The 16,170-nt window shown below is 68.3% G+C and carries 19 protein-coding genes; 10 read left to right on the forward strand and 9 right to left on the reverse strand.

Annotated elements, in window-relative coordinates; translation table 11 throughout:
- Nucleotides 1-294: 294 nt before the first annotated feature.
- The 3 genes from ER308_RS16635 to ER308_RS23300 form a co-directional block, all read right to left on the reverse strand.
- Nucleotides 295-1,110, reverse strand: coding sequence for an AlbA family DNA-binding domain-containing protein (locus ER308_RS16635; protein ID WP_131156031.1), 816 nt, complete (start codon nt 1,108-1,110; stop codon nt 295-297).
- A gap of 91 nt (nt 1,111-1,201) precedes the next feature.
- Nucleotides 1,202-1,975, reverse strand: coding sequence for a hypothetical protein (locus ER308_RS16640; RefSeq protein WP_131156032.1), 774 nt, complete (start codon nt 1,973-1,975; stop codon nt 1,202-1,204).
- A gap of 448 nt (nt 1,976-2,423) precedes the next feature.
- Nucleotides 2,424-3,521, reverse strand: a complete 1,098-nt coding sequence (locus ER308_RS23300) for a bifunctional DNA primase/polymerase (protein WP_131156033.1) — start codon at nt 3,519-3,521, stop codon at nt 2,424-2,426.
- Nucleotides 3,522-3,765: 244 nt separating this feature from the next.
- On the opposite strand from ER308_RS23300, the gene ER308_RS21780 reads away from it, so the two are divergent.
- Together ER308_RS21780 and ER308_RS16655 are read left to right on the forward strand one after the other, a co-directional pair.
- The gene (locus ER308_RS21780) at nt 3,766-3,948 is read left to right on the forward strand and encodes a hypothetical protein (RefSeq protein WP_205745681.1); all 183 of its coding nucleotides are present in this window, start codon (nt 3,766-3,768) and stop codon (nt 3,946-3,948) included.
- Between the two features lie 507 nt (nt 3,949-4,455).
- Nucleotides 4,456-4,803, forward strand: coding sequence for a hypothetical protein (locus ER308_RS16655; protein WP_131156034.1), 348 nt, complete (start codon nt 4,456-4,458; stop codon nt 4,801-4,803).
- A gap of 21 nt (nt 4,804-4,824) precedes the next feature.
- On the opposite strand, the gene ER308_RS16660 is transcribed toward ER308_RS16655, so the two are convergent.
- The 3 genes from ER308_RS16660 to ER308_RS16670 form a co-directional block, all read right to left on the reverse strand.
- Entirely contained in the window at nt 4,825-5,427 is a 603-nt protein-coding gene (locus tag ER308_RS16660; RefSeq protein ID WP_131156035.1) for a hypothetical protein, read from the reverse strand.
- Nucleotides 5,428-5,875: 448 nt separating this feature from the next.
- Nucleotides 5,876-6,361 carry a Clp protease N-terminal domain-containing protein gene (locus ER308_RS16665; protein WP_131156036.1) on the reverse strand — a complete coding sequence of 162 codons (486 nt, stop codon included), beginning with the start codon at nt 6,359-6,361 and terminating at the stop codon, nt 5,876-5,878.
- A gap of 15 nt (nt 6,362-6,376) precedes the next feature.
- Nucleotides 6,377-6,586, reverse strand: coding sequence for a helix-turn-helix domain-containing protein (locus ER308_RS16670; RefSeq protein ID WP_131156037.1), 210 nt, complete (start codon nt 6,584-6,586; stop codon nt 6,377-6,379).
- A gap of 408 nt (nt 6,587-6,994) precedes the next feature.
- On the opposite strand from ER308_RS16670, the gene ER308_RS16675 reads away from it, so the two are divergent.
- From ER308_RS16675 to ER308_RS16695, 5 genes are all read left to right on the forward strand, one after another.
- Nucleotides 6,995-7,231, forward strand: a complete 237-nt coding sequence (locus ER308_RS16675) for a hypothetical protein (protein ID WP_131156038.1) — start codon at nt 6,995-6,997, stop codon at nt 7,229-7,231.
- Nucleotides 7,232-7,739: 508 nt separating this feature from the next.
- Nucleotides 7,740-8,063: an HNH endonuclease gene (locus tag ER308_RS21785; RefSeq protein ID WP_165492187.1), complete on the forward strand. Its 324-nt coding sequence runs from the start codon at nt 7,740-7,742 to the stop codon at nt 8,061-8,063.
- Nucleotides 8,064-8,335: 272 nt separating this feature from the next.
- On the forward strand, nt 8,336-8,686 hold the full coding sequence (locus ER308_RS16685; RefSeq protein ID WP_131156040.1) for a hypothetical protein: 351 nt from the start codon (nt 8,336-8,338) through the stop codon (nt 8,684-8,686).
- 243 nt (nt 8,687-8,929) lie between these two features.
- Entirely contained in the window at nt 8,930-9,253 is a 324-nt protein-coding gene (locus ER308_RS16690; protein WP_131156041.1) for a helix-turn-helix domain-containing protein, read from the forward strand.
- A gap of 55 nt (nt 9,254-9,308) precedes the next feature.
- Complete coding sequence (locus ER308_RS16695; protein ID WP_131156042.1) at nt 9,309-9,716, forward strand: VOC family protein; 408 nt, start codon at nt 9,309-9,311, stop codon at nt 9,714-9,716.
- Nucleotides 9,717-9,790: 74 nt separating this feature from the next.
- Here ER308_RS16695 and ER308_RS16700 read toward each other — a convergent pair whose 3' ends face one another.
- Nucleotides 9,791-10,714: a cyclase family protein gene (locus ER308_RS16700; protein WP_205745682.1), complete on the reverse strand. Its 924-nt coding sequence runs from the start codon at nt 10,712-10,714 to the stop codon at nt 9,791-9,793.
- 165 nt (nt 10,715-10,879) lie between these two features.
- On the opposite strand from ER308_RS16700, the gene ER308_RS16705 reads away from it, so the two are divergent.
- From ER308_RS16705 to ER308_RS16715, 3 genes are all read left to right on the forward strand, one after another.
- Nucleotides 10,880-11,689, forward strand: a complete 810-nt coding sequence (locus tag ER308_RS16705) for an MOSC domain-containing protein (RefSeq protein WP_131156044.1) — start codon at nt 10,880-10,882, stop codon at nt 11,687-11,689.
- A 147-nt stretch (nt 11,690-11,836) separates the two neighbouring features.
- Nucleotides 11,837-12,085: a type II toxin-antitoxin system Phd/YefM family antitoxin gene (locus ER308_RS16710; RefSeq protein WP_131156045.1), complete on the forward strand. Its 249-nt coding sequence runs from the start codon at nt 11,837-11,839 to the stop codon at nt 12,083-12,085.
- Complete coding sequence (locus tag ER308_RS16715) at nt 12,082-12,471, forward strand: type II toxin-antitoxin system VapC family toxin (protein WP_205745683.1); 390 nt, start codon at nt 12,082-12,084, stop codon at nt 12,469-12,471. The genes ER308_RS16710 and ER308_RS16715 overlap by 4 nt, the downstream gene beginning before the upstream one ends.
- Before the next feature lie 138 nt (nt 12,472-12,609).
- Here the strand turns inward: ER308_RS16715 and ER308_RS16720 are convergent, their stop codons facing one another.
- Nucleotides 12,610-13,281, reverse strand: coding sequence for an alpha/beta fold hydrolase (locus tag ER308_RS16720; RefSeq protein ID WP_131156047.1), 672 nt, complete (start codon nt 13,279-13,281; stop codon nt 12,610-12,612).
- A 134-nt stretch (nt 13,282-13,415) separates the two neighbouring features.
- Nucleotides 13,416-16,160 (reverse strand): putative bifunctional diguanylate cyclase/phosphodiesterase, encoded by a 2,745-nt coding sequence (locus tag ER308_RS16725; RefSeq protein ID WP_131156048.1) that lies wholly within the window; start codon nt 16,158-16,160, stop codon nt 13,416-13,418.
- Nucleotides 16,161-16,170: the final 10 nt, after the last annotated feature.

Below are 16,170 nucleotides of genomic sequence, written 5' to 3' on the forward strand. Positions count from 1 at the left end.
AGTAGGTATTGGACCGAGACCAATCCATACCGGCAGGTCCAACGTCGGCCACGGCCGATAGTTGACGCGGAGCGGGACCAATCCTCCAGCTCGCCCATCTCCTCCTGGCCGATAGCCGTGGAGACCGTCAACAAGTCGCGGGGCTCTTGCTCTTCGGGTCTGGTGCCGGCCGGCGGGGATCGCCCGAACGCTGCGGGGGCAGCTATGGGGTCCTCACGCGCATCGAGCCGAGCGGCGAGGAGGATGCCTGGGGCGGGCTTAGTGTGACGGTGGACCGGTGTCGCGGTGCGAGGCTCAGGGCCCGAGGGTGCACGGCTGGCGGTGAGCCTCGCCGTGTTGATCTTCCCACGTCACTGTCAAGTCCCATGTCAGGCCGTGTCCCGCGAGACCGCCAGCCAGCGGGAACCTGACCGAGGACTGGGGCGCGAGCGCCGAGATGGGCTCGAAGCCTCCGACCGTGCGTGCGCCCTCCCCGGTTTCGATGTTCACGTTGTAGGCGGTGGTGTCGCCGATGTTGCGCAGGACGAGCTTGGGGTGGGTCTTGTGCTTGATCTGTCCCTTGCTGTTGGTTTCGGAGCGTCGGTCCGGATCGACTTCGGCGGTGATCTGCGCGGGGCGGCTGGTGTTGAGGGAGAACTCCGCTGCGAAACCGGGACGGGAAGCGAAGGCTGTCCCGAGTTCGTGGACGGTCATCGGGCGGTTCGACGGGCCTGAGCGTAGGTAGCCGCGACCGGCGACGAGGTGGGGACGGCGCTCACTGCTCTCCACCCGCACGACGAGTACGCCCCTCCCGTCGTCTTGGATCGCGACCTCCTCGGCCTCCACAAGTACCAGCGGCTCATCGACTGAATCGCGAGCGATGTTGGCGAGCTTCTCGGCGGCACCGTCAAGATCGATTGGAGTGATAGTCTCGGCAAGGTTGCGGGGGGCGCTGAGACCGAAGATCAACACGCCCCCGGCCGTGTTCGCCATCGCCGCGAGAGTCCTGGCGCTGGTGTTGGTGTCGATCTCGGTCTTGAAGTCGCGCCACACACTCTCCTGGGCTTTCTCGCTGACGAGCTGGCGCACCTCCTCGGGAGTGCGTGGCATGTGGATGGCCTCGTTCCTCATGGCCCGGCTCGTTCCACCTTCGATCAGCCTTCCCTGCCACGCCGGAGTGTACGGGCCGGTGCTGATTGAGCGCGAGCCGGTTCAGTCGCGCTTAACGTCTCCTTCTTGGCCTGGCGCTCTGGATTTCAACCCCGGACTCCAGATCGAGTCGCCTAGCGCCTCGCCCGTCCAGTACCGGAGCGCCTCCGACTTGGTCTAGAAGGTCGCGATACTTCTTGCGGGTAGCCGAGGCTCGGCTGGGCTGGCGGCCGTTGATCTGCCGGTACATGTCTGCGATGAGTGCGTCCTCTGTACGTGGGTCGAGATCGAGCTTTGCGATAGCGTCCAGGAAGGAGCGCGGGCTATATAGCCATGCTCCCATCCTCGCGTGGTCCCACCGGTTGAGGAACAAGTCTGTGGCCTTGGCAGCGGTGAGGTCACACGGCGCTTTGATGCCCCCGTACCGAGTGAGCCAGCCACGCTTGCGGGCTTGAAGCTCGACGCGCAGGGTCTTCGACCTCCGGAATCCCGAGTCGTAGACGCGGAACGTGCCCGCCGTCTTCGTGCCCACATACAGGGTGGAGGCTTCGCCGGTCTCGGTCTCGCTGAACACCCGCAACATGGACGCGCGGGGACGAGGTACGCGCCTGAGGGCCTCGATGAGAACCTCGGGCTTGGACTCGATGGAGAAGTCCCGAGCGATGTCCACTCGGGTGACTGACCCCTGGTCTTGAACCTCCTCAAGGTCCAACACGGGGCGAAGCTCCCGCTCTACCACCGCCCAGATCTCCGCCAACAAATCCGGGAGCACCTCGGATAGGGAAGACACCGCGCACCTCGGGTTGAAGCTGAGCACTCCATAAAACCTCTCGTAGAAGGGGTGCACAAACTCTCCTAGCCGAGGATTGAAGGCACCCAAACTGAAGTCGTGGCCACCGGTTGTACTTCTCCTGCGCCGCCAGTACTGCGACGCCTTGGGTTCTCTTATGGGAAAGGACAACTCGACCTTGTCAACCAAGAGTTCGCGGGCGTGGGCGGTGAGGTCTACTTCGCGGGCGGCTTGTTCGCTTCGTGAAGTGGTTCCGGGGGTGTTACTAGGGCCGTGGAATAGGGTTGGGGTATCGCTAGGACTTGCTTCTTTCTGCTTGCGAGGAGTCCGTGCGTGCGTTGTCGGGGGCTTAGCTGGGTTATTGACGAAGCGGACGCGTCGGCGTGGCACTCTGGAAGTGCTCATCGGGAGCAAACCAAGGGGGTCTTGGGAGCCAGATCTTGCGAGTTGCCTGGCCGGCTCGGGTGCTTCGTGGTCGGAGCACTGTGCAACGAACTGCCCACCATCAACGGTCTCGTTCGAGGGGTTCTCGCCTCGAAGCAGTTGGCCGGACTCCCCGAGGTCGGTGTGCGCCTCGACGTCTTGCGGCGCTGCCGTCTCGGCGGTCGGGAATCTCGCTGCGGGTTCTCTGTTTGCGCGGTGTGGGACACCAACACCGTGCTGCGGGGGGCCCGTCGGTGAACTTGGCGATTGCGCCGTGGACGGCCCGATCGAACTCGCCCAGAGTGGGGCGGTCGCGCGCGGCATGCTCGAAGGCGTCGCGCAGGATCCTCAGTGCCGATCGGACGCCGCGATGCCCGTCTTGTGCCGCCCGAATCAGCCGAGCGGACCCCACAAGCATCGCGTGGTGCCGCGAGCCGCCGCCCCTCAGTTCTTCACAAGCATCCTCGGTCAGCCGGCAGGTCTTGGCGCACACGGGCTCGTCGTCAAGGAGTCCAAGCCACGCCTCACCTGCGTGAGCATCAACGACCGCCGGACTGCCGGCCTCGCAAGACAGCGCTCGTATCCAGACCACCGGAAGCTGAGCGAGGTCGGAGGGGCGAGGTAGACCCTCGAGCGGGATCGTCTCCCCGCTGGCCTCGTGCACCCACCGATATCGGGTCCGACTTAGGGGATTCCAGGAAGGTGCGGTAACCGCGTACCGGTGGCCTTCGTGAATGACCTCGACGCCATCACCCACGTCCTGCCAGCCCAGGCCCACTGGAACGCCGAACCAACGGATCCCCGAGGGCAATGGCCGGGAGGTCGAAACAAGGGTCTGCGGGAGCGGGCCGAGTTCTCGCTCCCACAACTCGAGTGTCGCGCCGCCACGCTTGTCGCCGTAGTTATCGACATCGATGCCGAGGACGCCCTGCGGTGGACGCAGGGCAATGTTGCCGCTCGGCTGCTCCCGAGCCCACCTCCGAGCTTGCTTCTCGCTGACCGCCTTGCCGCCCCACCCGGTAAAGCCCCGTGGTGGCGGTGTCTTCTTCCTGGGCGGCAGAAGCAACGTGTTCGACCAGCCGCGCGCCTGATAGGCCTCAAACGCACTAGCGAACGGGGTACGGTGGCCCTTTCGAGGAGATGGTCTCCTACGACCGCGCTTTCGGGTAAGATCGGCCACAGCTGATCTCCTTCACGCAGGGGGAGTTACAGTGATCGCTAGAAGGCCCCGAGGACTAAGTGCTCGGGGCCTTCTTCATCGCCGGGTTCGGAACGAATCGCGGGCGCCGACGCTGACGCCTAGGAGCAACCTCGGCGACTGGGGTCTCTTCTCGGCGATGACGCGCGTCCCGTTTGCCACGTTTCTGCTCGCTCCGCTTGCGGCTCGACTCGAAGGAGAGTCGCGCCATGTAGGAGGCGCGGGCGTGCTCGGCCCGGCGGATCCGTTCGGCCTCGGGAAGCTCGCGATCAGGGTCAACCTCGTCGCTGAAGCGCTCGAGGAACGCCTCCCGGCCAGGCTGCGTGGCCGCGCGGGGGTCACGCTCCTTGGCCCAGCGGGCGTGGGCCGCCATGCGGGCGCGCAGAACGCGCTGTTCTGGCGTAAGTGAGTTCGAGGACGCCATGGGAACCTCCGTAGTCCGGGCACAGGTAGCGGAACCGCGCGGGTGCCTCGGATACGGAGTTCTGCTTCGGCGGCTACAGGAATAGTAGCATCACGGCGCTGCTAGCCCGCACGATCGCTCGTGTCCCACTTTCCCTTGCCGAGTACGGCCCCTAATGGCCGCCCAACGTCCCGTCGGCTCGCGCTCGGCAAGGGCGTCATGAACGGATCCACAATTCAGCACATAACCTTGCCGCAAGAGGCTGCCGAAAAGTTGTTAACGCCCTGGTTAGCATGGCGGATAGTCCGGCATTGTTAGGAAACCGGTGCTCTATCCCCTGAGCTACGGGGGCGGGACTTCCGCGCGAAGCTCGGTGCGGACCTCCGCGCGAGTGCCGGGGACCGTGGCGACCCCTCGACGCACCGCAACCAGCCTACTCACCGCGCTCGTGATCGGACGTGATCGGAGTATAGACAAATTTGTGTTTGTCATTTGTCTGTCTATGCTGGTGGCATGAGCCGCACCGACCGGATCACCGAGCTCGAGCGCGAGATCGCCGTCGAGATGGAGCAGGCGTCGCTGCACTTCGCGCGCGCGGCCGCGCTGCGCGAGGAGGTCCGCTTGTTGCGCGAGGGCGCGCAGGTCGCCACCGACGTCGCGGCCATGTCGCGCGTGGACGCGATCGTGGCGGTGCTGCGCCATGCCGGCGCGCCGATGTCGCCGACCGAGATCGGCCGCGCGCTGGTCGCCGCCGGCCGCGCCGAGGACTCGCGGCAGACGCTCACCGCGTCGCTGGACTACCTACGCAAGCAGGAACGGATCGTGCGCGTCGGGCGCGGGCAGTACGCTGTGGCCGCTTGAGTTCGACGGCGGCGCGCCGGGTCAGAGCGCGATGGGGGCCCACAGCTGTTGCTGCTGCGCACCGAGGTGTCCGTAGGTGCGGATAGTGGTGGCGTGCTTGGTGGCGTCCGCGCCGACCACGTCGCGGTTCGCCCAGAGGTGGTGCACAGCGCCGAGGAGCTCTCCCACGCGCATGCTGATGTCGGCCGAGACCGCCTGGTGGGCGCGTTCGCGTCGCTGCGGGTCGCCACTTAACAGCGCGTCGCGGACCTCGGGCCGGGCGTCGATGACGGCGCGTTCGAGTTCGGATTCCCAACGGCGGTTGGGGTCGTCGTCAGCGGGGTGGCGTCGCTGGTCTCCGGTGAGAAGGTCGAGGAAGTGGTAGCGATCGCGGAGCGCGGCGGCGCTGAGCAGCTTGAGCAGCAGGCGGGTTACCGGCTCGTCGCGCTGCTCCAGCAGTCGTGAGGCGTGTGGTTCGCTGATGGCGGCGACGTAGTCGATCGCCTTGTGTAGGTCGTGGGAGATGCCCGAGCGAGGCTTCAGTTCGCTGGGCTGGGGCGCGGCGCCGGTCCGGTGGATGGTGGCGACGACGTAGGTCAGTTTGAGTAGTCGCTCCAAGCCCTGGGCGAGTAGGAGCATCGGCACCGTGAAGTTGTCGCTGCTGCCGTCGAGGACGCGGGTGGCGCGGCGCCCTCGGCGGCTTTCGCCGACCGGCGGTCATGTGGCGGGCTCCTCCTCCGCGGCCGCGCCCTGGTCCGCCCGAACGGGGACTATGGCCCGGACATCGCCACCTTCTGGTGGCGCTTGCTTTCGCGCGACGAAGCTGTGCGCTCAGGATCGCGCGGCAAGCGAGCATCACCCTCGGGAGGGACATCCGCCACGCCCACTTCCGGGCCCTCAGCTTTGGACAGCCACCGACCGTGATCGCGAGAGAGTCCGATCGATGTCCTGACTAACCCGCCATAGGTTGAGCTCACCGGTCTGTCCGTGGGAGGTTGGACCGAACTCGCTCGGCCCTGTCGCGGTTCTGGGGCCGACTCGATGGTTGGGTCGTACTAGCTGGACACGTGCGTCGCTGTCGGCACTTCGGTGCTCATGCCGAGGAGGTGAAGCCGGCGCGAGCGAGTACTTCATCGGCTGTAGTGCCGAGCTCCTCGAGCAGCTGTGGAGTCCTGCCGGTATCAGCGCTGACGATGGCTGTAAGGAGGTGCCTGTTGGAGATGCGTCGAGCACCTTCTGCGGAAGCGAGCCCGAGGGTGCGTTCCAGCGCGAGCTTTGCCGACGGAGCGAACCGGGTGGTTCGACCACGTCGCAGTCGGGACGTTGGCGACGGGAGGGGTCGATGTGTGTCGACGCCGACGGCGGAGAGGGCGGACTGAAACTCGCGGTCTCGTGCGGAGCGAATCGCCTCGGAGGTGATGCCGGCGTCGACCAGCGACTGTCCCACGGGTTCGCGGGCAGGGTCGACGATGGCTGTGAGGAGATGTTCGGCTTGTACGACGGATGCATGCTCCCCTTCGGCGATCTCCGCAGCTCGGCGGACCGCTTCTCGGGTCTCTCGGGCGAACCGTTCGAACAAGGCTGTCTCCTCGTGTCAGTCCACAGGGCGGTTCCGATGGCCGTGCTTCTTCTGTACTGCTTGTCGGGTCACGTCGAGGGCTTCGGCAACACGAGCCCAGGGCCAGCCTTCGGCAAGGGCTCGTGCGACGTGCTCGGCCTCGAGGTCATCGGCAAGAACGCGGAGGGCTTGGACGGCACGGAGTCCGTCGTTCGGGCTGAGGTCGTCCACTGCCATGGTGCTCATGTGGCAACCTTAGTTGCCTGCGGCGTCCTACGCAACCTAAGTTGCCCTCGCGGTCAGGCGAGCGCATCGTTCGCCGCTTTTGAGCGCCGCCGGCAGGCACGAAGGCGGGCCCGTGAACGGGCCTGCGGCCTTTGAGCCCCAGCCCGGCGCCCGGCCGACCCCGCATGCTCCCGACCTGCGCACAACGATGACCAAACTCGACCGAGCGACTCGGGGCAGACCCCATCGCCGTCGTCGCGGTCGATGGGTGCGTCCTTGCGGTCGGTGGATCGAGGGTCGGTACACCCGAAAGGCCCTTGATCAGCCTCACGATCCCCTGCAACGCGGATCACAGACAACACTTCAGGTTGATCGCACGGCAGTCGATGATCTCATGAAGCAGGAGTCCATCGGCGGAGGGGTCTGGCCTTGGGTAGCATCATCATGGCCCCACTCGGGCTCGTGGCCTACATCCATTTTCTCGTCACCATGCTCGCGACTGACTCCCTCGGCTGGGCCATCGCCGGGACCCTCGGCTTTCCGGTCGTGTCGGTCCTCTGGCCCGTAGTTGCGTTCTTCAGCGGTATGCTGGCCGGATTCTACGCTGTCCTCTTCTACGCAGCGATGGGCTTCGGCCTGTGGCTAAATGCCCAAACGCACGGGTGAGACTTCGACCTTTGGTCGGCTGCTCGCGGGCCGACACGCGCGGTATCTGGTCTTCCTAGAGAACCGACGTTCACCGCTCAAATGCGGCACATTCGAGCGGAAGGGGAGGGAGCATAGTGTTTGGATCGAACAAGGAACGGTGGGACGGGATCGAGAGGGAACTTACGGCGCTGCGCGACCAGGTTTCTCGCCACGAAGACCGACTCGACGGCCACGAGGTCCGGCTTGGCGCACTCGAGACGGTCCACAGTGCGCTCGACGAGTTCAGTGGCTACAGGGACATGACCCGCGACGAACTGCTGCGAATCCAAGGCGTGCTGGACGTCCACGAGCAGACGCTGGAGTCGCTGATCGAATGGGCCACGACCGAGGACTACCGGGAGAGGGTCAAGCAGCTCCGTTACCGCTTCCGCCACCATCAGACGCAGCCGGAACGCACTGGCGGCGCTGGATGGTTGACCGTACCCCCCGGCGGTCCGAACTGCTGCGTGAAGCGCAGGACTTGGCTGTGGACAGCAGAACCAAGCTTGGCTTCGAGGTCCATGAGGCAGCCGACGAGATGCAGCCGCTCCAGAAGCCGACCCGGCGGCCCTGGCTCGAGGACGTGGTGCTCGACCTGCTCGCGGACCAGGACGACCGATGCGCGCTGTGCGACGGCACACTCGAACTCGATGAGCACGAGGTCGATCACATCGTCCCGTTCGTCTACGGCGGCGGCAACGAGCAGGCGAACATCCAGTTGGTGCATCCGCGCTGCAATCGCAGCAAGGGCGCAGACATCCCCCCCGAGGCCCTGCTACGGCACCTCGAGGACCTGCACATGAACCGCTGACCACCCGGCCAGAATCATGAGCAGGGTCACAAGCACGCCTGCAGCAGCAGCCGGGGAACAACCGCGCTCTGCCTCCACCTGACCCAGCCTTCCGATAGCGGCTGATGTAGCTCATCGGATCTGTGAGGCGGGCTCTCAGAATACGTGCTCGATAGGCCGCAAGGCGTCGGGAAGCGGGCTATTCAGCCTGCTGACCGGCCAGTTCCCCGATAAGGCCGCTTCTGTCGAAGTGATTTGCAGCGCGATGGTGCGCGAAGGCTGGGCTCGGGGCCGTGCTGTTCGTCGCCCCCGAGGCCTCGGATGCGTGGTGGCCGTGGGATCTCACGGCGTTGACCGGGCGGGCCGTAGGCGCCTGGTTGACCGGCATCGGTACCGCCGCCGCGCACGCGGCGCTCGAGAACGACTGGCGCCGTGTCGAGATCTTGCTGCACACCTACTGGATCTTCGCAGCGCTCCAGTTCGTCGCGATCGGCCGGTACGCCGACGCCCTCGCCTGGAACGGTGCCGAGGCGTGGCTCTATGCCGCGTTCATGGCGAGCGCCCTGGGGGTGGGCGCATACGGCTGGCGAGTCGCTCGCCGTGTCGTCGCGGAGGAGGCAACGCCCAGTCGTGGCGGCTCGTGAGGACCGTGACTGACCAGATGCGGTCGTGACCTTGCCGGTTGAGATGGTCACCGAGGATGTCGTCGTCAAACCCGCGGGTCATCCCTCCTCGGCGGGGAAGAGGCGGTCGGGTAGCTCCCTGCGCGACGAGGCCGTCGGCCCGCAGTCGCGGGGTCACCTCCTGGGGCCAGGCGAGCTCCACCACTCCGTCGCCGGGGTGCTCGCGCGGCACGACGTCGGGCTCGACCTCGGGACGGTGGGACGGTGCCTGTCGGCGAGCTCGCGGCCGAGCTGGGCTGGAGCGGACGCCACCTCACCCGGCGGTTCCGCCAACACGTGGGCCTGCCACCCAAGCGTTTCGCCCGGCTGGTCCGGTTCCGTCGAGCCCTCGCGCTGCTCGAGCAGGCCGACGGGCCCAGCCCGGCGGAGGTGGCTCTCCTCGCCGGCTACTACGACCAAGCGCACCTCGCCAACGAGGTGCGCGCGATGGGCGGGCGCACGCCGGCTGAGATCCGCGGGAGCGTGACGATCGATCCCTCCCCGGAGGAGGTCGCATTCGTCCAAGACCCCAAGCAGGGCGGTTCGTAGCGTCGGCAGCGAGCCGGAACGCCCGACGTTCCCGGCCGGACAGAGAGGAGGCAGCATGACCTCGGCAGTGATCCCGACGCTGCGCTACCACGACGCACCGAAGGCGATCGATTGGTTGGTCGAGGCCTTCGGCTTCGAGCGCCAGTTCGTCGTCGAAGGAGCAGGCGGCCGCATCGACCACGCGCAACTGACCTTCGGCGACGGGATGCTGATGTGCGGCAGCCACGACGACGGCGGCGACTACGGCGACTTCGTCAGCACGGTGCGGCTGACCGGGGCGCCCACCGGCGGCTTCTACGTGCGGGTCGACGACGTCAATGCGCACGCCGAGCGTGCCCAGCAGGCCGGCGCCGAGATCGTCCAGCCACCCGAGGACCAGGACTACGGCGGTCGCCGGTACACCTGCCGCGATATCGAGGGCAATGTGTGGACGTTCGGAGACTACGACCCGTGGGCCACCTGACCGCGCTCTGGTCGCCGTCGGCCGCACGTCGCCGTCGCCCCACAGCCTCGGCGTGACGCTCCGGGCGCCGAGGCTCAGCCAAGGACGGCGTACGCGCGAACGGGGAAGGTCCCCATGCCGCGGATCGGTGCCGGAACGGCGCTGAACCGGAACCCCTCAACGGGCAACCGCTCGAGGTTGGTGAGGTGCTCGCAGACGGGGATGCCGGCGCCGAGCAGCGCGGTGTGCACAGGGCGCTGGCCGTCCGAGGTGTCGTCGATGTTGAGCGCGTCGATTCCGACGAGCCGAGCGCGCTGGTCGACGAGGTGGTCGGCTGCCCCTCCGGTCAGGAAGGGATGGGTTCCATCGGCGTAGTGGCCGGTCCCCCAGTGACGGGCCCAGCCAGTGTGGAGCAGCACCGCTCGGTCGGTGACGTCGTACGGCAGGAGGTGCGCCCGGGTGATGGCGCGGCCGGTGCTGCCGGTCACATCGATGCGCACCGCGTCGAGGTCGGCGAGACCGTCGAGCGGGAGCGCGGCCAAGTCCGTGCCGTCGGCATACCGGTGGAACGGGCTGTCGACGTAGGTGCCGGTATTGCCGCACAGCGTGATCGAGCCGATCTGGAACTCGGTCCCCGGTGCGTACCGATCGCGACTCTGTTCGCGGGTCAGCACCTCGCCGATGGTCGGGGTCGGTAGCCCCGGGTAGGTCTCGGTACCGTCCGCGATGGGATGGCTGAGGTCGATGCGCGCCCGTCCGTCGGCGCCCTCGCCACGAGGGTCGGCACGAGCGCTGCGCTTGTGGCGCTCCCGCAGGATCTCCTTGTTGAGGATGCGCACCTCACCGACCATCAACAGGCGCAGGTCGCGGACGATGTGCTCGGCGAGCTCCCGGTCGCTGATGTCATCGCTGTCGATGTCGAGGCGGAAGTCCTGGCCCTGGATGCCCCCGCCGTTGGTGAAGTCGATCTCGAAGTCGAACCGCACCCGGCGGTCCGTCGCCTCGGGATGGGTGGCCACGCCTGACCTCCTTTGGAGAACCCTCATGCCCGCCCACCGGCGCACGCGGGCCCGGCCGAAGGGGACGCGTAGCTCACGATACCCGGGACGGGAGCAGCCCCGTTCCCGTCCCAGACGGGAGGGTCGCGCGCGTGCTGAGCACTACGATTCGCAGAGGAGGATCGGGTGCGAGCGAATGGAGACACGATGGCGGCCGTCGCGCGGCTCTCCACTGCCGCGGTGAAGGGCACCGCGCTCACCCATCCCGACGCCGTCGAGCTGACCGCCGGCGGGGCTCGCGGCGACCGTGTCGTCCATCTCATCGACGAGCGTGGTCGGTTGGTCAACGGCAAGCAGGCGCCCCCGCTCGCGACGGTGCACAGCCGCCTCGACGGAGACGAGCTGACCCTCGAGCTGCCCGAGGGCGACGTCGTGACCGGTCCGCTGGCGCTCGCCGAGCAGGTGACGACCAGCTTCTACGGCCGTCCCGTGCCCGGCCGGATCGTCGCCGGCTCCTTCGCCGATGCGTTGAGCGAGGTCGCCGGCCGGGCAGTGCGGCTGGTGCGGCCCGCCTACGAGGTCGCCGCGGTCGACGCTGCCCCGGTGTCGCTGGTCTCTCGTGCGACGCTCGCGGCCTTCCGAGTCGCCAGCGATGGTCCCGAGGTCCACTGGGCCGACCGGTTCCGCATCCTCGTCGAGATCGACGGCGTCGATGGCCGCGAGGAGGAGACGTGGCAGGGCGAGCACATCGCCGTCGGGGAGGCCGTGATCGAGATCGACGCGCCGATCCCGCGCTGCTCGGTCACCACCGTCGATCCTGCCCGCGGCGTGTCGGACTTCGACACGCTCGCTCGGTTGCGGGACTGGCGCGATGACGGGGAGGTCACCCTCGGGATGTGGGGGTCCGTGGTACGGCCGGGCCGCGTGACGTGCGGCGACACCGTGTCCATCGCATCCTCGCCCAGCGACGCTACCTCGGATCGTGGTCGGCGGTGAGCGAGGCGGGTCATGGCCCGAGCAGAGCCGCTGGGATGACGGCGATGCCATCGCCGCGACGGTAGGTACGCTTCCGAGTGGTTATCACCGCGGGGTCGGGCAGTGATGCTGGTTCCCCCACCGTCGCCGTTGTGCTACGATCGTCGCATGGTGGATGTTGCCTCGCGCGAGCTGCGCAATCAGACGCGTGAGCTCCTCGCCCGAGTCGAGGCGGGCGAGGAGGTGCGGATCACCGTGGCCGGCCGGCCGGTCGCCGAGCTGCGACCTCTCGGCGACCGGCCGCGGTGGGTGTCCCGCTCGGAGTTCGTAGCGTGGCTCGGGCGTCAGGCTGACCCTGCGCTGGCCGAGGATCTGACCGACCTGGCGCCGGACACGACCGACGAGTTGGAGTGGTGACCCGCGGGCTCGCACACACCAGCCTGTTCGTCGCCCGCGAGCATGGCCGGTCGCTGGAGGTCGAGCGGCTTCCCGAGGAGTTGGCCGTATCGGTGATCACGATCGGTGAGTTGCGTGCTGGGGTACTGGCGGCGCACGACGTGGCAACCCGCGACCGGCGGCTGGCCACGCTGGCACAGGCATCACGGCTCGACCCGCTGACTGTTGATCGGGCGGTGGCCGACGTGTGGGCGAGGCTGCGGGTGGAGCTGCGCGACGCGGGCCAGCGGATGCCGGTCAATGACGCGTGGATCGCCGCGACGGCCCTCGCCTGGGAGGTTCCGGTGGTCACCCGGGACGACGACTTCGACGTGACGGTTACCGGGCTCGACACGATCCGCGTGTGACCCGGCGCCGTCGTCGGTGACAACGAACACGCCGGCCACGGTCGGCTTCCTTTCGCGCATCGGGTGAGATGCTGGCCATCTCGACCAGCCGCGGACCGCCGACGAGCTGCTGGCGCACGCCAACACGCGGTTCGTACGCTACTGGCCGGCGATGGCTGAGTTCACGATCTCGGCGAGTCCATCGGGGCACGACACGTGCGGGCAGTGGCCAGTGTCGACCTCGATCGGTTCGACACCGAGGCGGTCCCGAGCGGCGCGGCGCAGCCAGTCGGGACGGATCGTGCGGTCCTGGCTGGCGACGAGCACGGTCGAAGCACGAACGTCCTCGCCACGATGCATGGCCACTTCGGCGGCAGCCCCGGGATGCCAGAGGCGTTGCCTGGGCAACGCCCACTGAAAGGTCTCGTCGTCACAGTCGTGGTAGAGGAAGAAGGCAGCCGCTTCGGGATCGGAGGTCGGATCGACACCAAGCCAGTCGGCGTTGAAGACGGCGGTGAGGTCCTCGTCGACGAGGCTCATGCCATCGGCCGGAATGTAGGCGGCCAGCCACACGAGGTGGGCCGCGTCGAGTGCGTGCCCGACGGCCTCGAGGATCAGCCCAGCTCCCGAATGACCCAGCACGACCGGCCGGTCCACCTCGTCCAAGTGCTCGGCCAGAAACGCTGCGTGCTCGTCCGCGCGCCACTCCGGACGGTCGACCGGCAGGTCGACGCCGTGGACCGTCCATCCTCGGTTGGAGAGCGCGGCGGCGAACGGCGCGTAGCTCGCTTGCCCCGCCGTCGTCCCGTGCAGCAGAACGATGTCGTTCATGACGCCAGTCAAGCACGCCTGTTCGATCCTGTGCTCGCCGGGCTCTTCGTCCGTGGCGCGTCGACCGTCGGGAAGTCACGACGCGGTTCTGTTGGCCCGACCGCGCACGCGGACCCGGCCGAGGGACGTGAACCTCACGATACCCGGGACAGGAGCAGCCCCGCTGCCGGCCTTGACGGGACGGTTGGGCGCGTGGTGAGCCGATCCGCCAGGGCGGCGGCCGGCTGCGGCTCGCCGAAGTGGAAGCCCTGGGCTCGGTGGCACCCCAACTGCCGCAGCCGCTCGGCCTGGGTGGGGCGCTCGACGCCGGTGGCAACGACCTCCAACCCCATCGTCTCGGCGAGGCGCAGGAGACCGGCCGCTAGCGGCGAGGCGCTCGGCTCCCCGTCGAGGTCGTCGATGACCTGACGGCTGAGCTTCACGCCCGACACCGGCAGGTACCGCAACGCATGCAGGGCGTTGGGGCCGGCGGGAAAGTCGTCCACAACCAGCTTCATCCCCAGCGAGGCGAGCCGCTGGAGCGTGGGTCGGGCAGCCGTGAGGTCGTCGGGGCGCGTCGAGGAGTTGAGCTCGATCTGCAGCTCCGACGGGCAACGGCCGGTGTCTCGGAGCAGGGTCTGGAGCAGCCCGTCGAGGTACTGGGCACGCAGCTCGGAGGCCGAGATGTTCAGGCTCAACGTCGAGGGTGACCCCTCCGGCGTGAGCCAAGCCGCGCTTTCCGCGCACGCCCGGGACAGCACCTCGCGGCCGATCGAGGTCATGAGGCGGGCGCTCTCGGCCAACGGGAGGAAGTGCTCGGCCTCGAGCACTCCTTGGTGCGGGTGTTCCCAACGCACGAGCACCTCGGCGCCGACCGTCCGGCCGGTCTGGAGTTCCACGATCGGCTGGTAGTAGGGGAGGAACTCGCCGGTGGGGGACCCGCTCTCGAGCTCGGTGCGCAGCTGCAGCCGCTGCTGCGCGGTGGTCGAGAAGTCGAGGTGGAACGGTTCCACCCGGCCCTTGCCCGCGTCCTTCGCGCGGTACATCGCGAGGTCGGCGTGGGCGAGGAACTCGTCGACGGACTCGTGGCCGCGGCTGAGCACCACCCCGACGCTCACCCCGACGGGCGCGTCGGTGCCGTTCAGCCGCACCGGTTCGCTGAGTGCGTCGAGGGTCCGCTGGCCGATCTGGTGCAGCTCGACCTCGTCCGCGACTGGGTCGACGACGACGGCGAACTCGTCCCCACCGAGTCGGGCGCACGTGTCGGAGGCGCGGGCGGTGGCCTGCAGCCGTTGGGACACGGTGCGCAGGACCTCGTCGCCGGCGGCGTGGCCGAGCCCGTCGTTCAGCGTCTTGAAGTCGTCCACGTCGAGGAAGAGCAAGCCGACGTGGTCCCCTTCACGGCCTTGCCGCGCCAGGGCATGGCCGACCCGGTCAGTGAACAGGTTGCGGTTGGGCAACCCCGTGAGCCCGTCGTGCAGTGCCTGCTCACGCAGCTGCTCCTCGAGCCGATGACGCTCGGTGACGTCCCGGTAGTTGATGACGATCCCACCCACGGCCGGATCGTCGAGCAGGTTGCGCAGGGCGCCCTCGACGTGTCGCCAGGACCCGTCCGCGTGGCGCATCCGCAGCTGGGTGGTTACCGGCCGGTCGGGGTTCTCGAACAGCGTGGGCAGTAGCTGTTCGGCCCTTGGCCGGTCGTCGGGGTGGATGAGCTCGAACCCCGAGCGTCCCACGAGCTCTTGGGGCTCGTGTCCGAGCACGTGGCGCACGGCCTCACTCTCGTAGAGGATCGTCGCGTCCGCGGCGATCACCCGGGACACGTCGCTCGCACGCGCCGCCAGCGAGCTGAAGAGTGCCTCGCTCGCCGCCACTCCCGCGGTGGCCCGCACCCGATCGAGGGCGAGCGTGGTCTGCGCCGCCAGGGAGGCGAGGGGGACCTCCAGTCCCTGATCCCCGGTCTCGGCCAGCAGCATCCCGCCCGACGAGCCGTTGGAGAGGGGAGCTACCAGGGCTGCATCCCAGGGCAGCCCGAGCACCCTCACCGCGTCAGCTTCCACTCGGCGTGGACCGTTGGCGGCTCCCAGATCGGTGTTTGCCCCTCCGGCCGTCGGGTCCAGCACGAGGCCGACCAATGCGGGGTCGGACGCGGCGCGCACGGTCAGGCCCCGGTCCTCGTGCAGGGCGACCGCGGCGCCACGCGGGCGATCCCGGCTCGCGAGCGCCGCCGCTCCCCGCTGCGCCGCCTCGAGCACGTCGCCGGCACGTTGGGCTCCCGTGAAGGTGACCCCGGTCTCGGTGAGTATCTCCTGCGCGCGCTGCTCACGGTCGCGGCGGTCGGCGATCGCGACGAGGACGCGCATCACCACGACGGTGAGGGCGAAGCCGGGGACCTGTGTGAGCACGACCGGGGAGAGCAGCGTCGTGGCGGGCCCGGCCGTGCCGGCGGCCTCGGCGACGGCGACCGCGACGAGATGGGAGAGCAGATAGCTGACCCCGAGCGCGGCTGCCGCGCGCGTGCTCCCGTACATGGCCCGGAAGTTCAGCGCGACGTACATGAGGCCGAGGGTCATCGCCGGGTCGCCGGTGCCGATGGCGACCACCGCGAGCGCCGGCGCTTCGATCGCGAGCCCCGACACCGGCATCCGGCCGCGCCGTCGGCCTCGAACCCACCAGCCGAGGACGACGAGCATGCTCGCGAGCCCGGCCAGGCGGAGCGCGGTGGGAGCCTCGCTGCCGAGCAGCATGGTGACGACGAAGGCCATGTTGAGCACCGCGAAACGGAAGAACAGGGTGCGGACGACGCCCACGAGGTCGCCGGGTCGGTGTTGACCAAGGCCGAGCACGCCCTTGAGCAGGCGGCTGAAGGATTCGGCGGTCGCGGCTCGGGGAGCCTTCATCTGCAGTCCT

This window comes from Egibacter rhizosphaerae (genome assembly GCF_004322855.1).
GTDB classification, from domain to species: domain Bacteria; phylum Actinomycetota; class Nitriliruptoria; order Euzebyales; family Egibacteraceae; genus Egibacter; species Egibacter rhizosphaerae.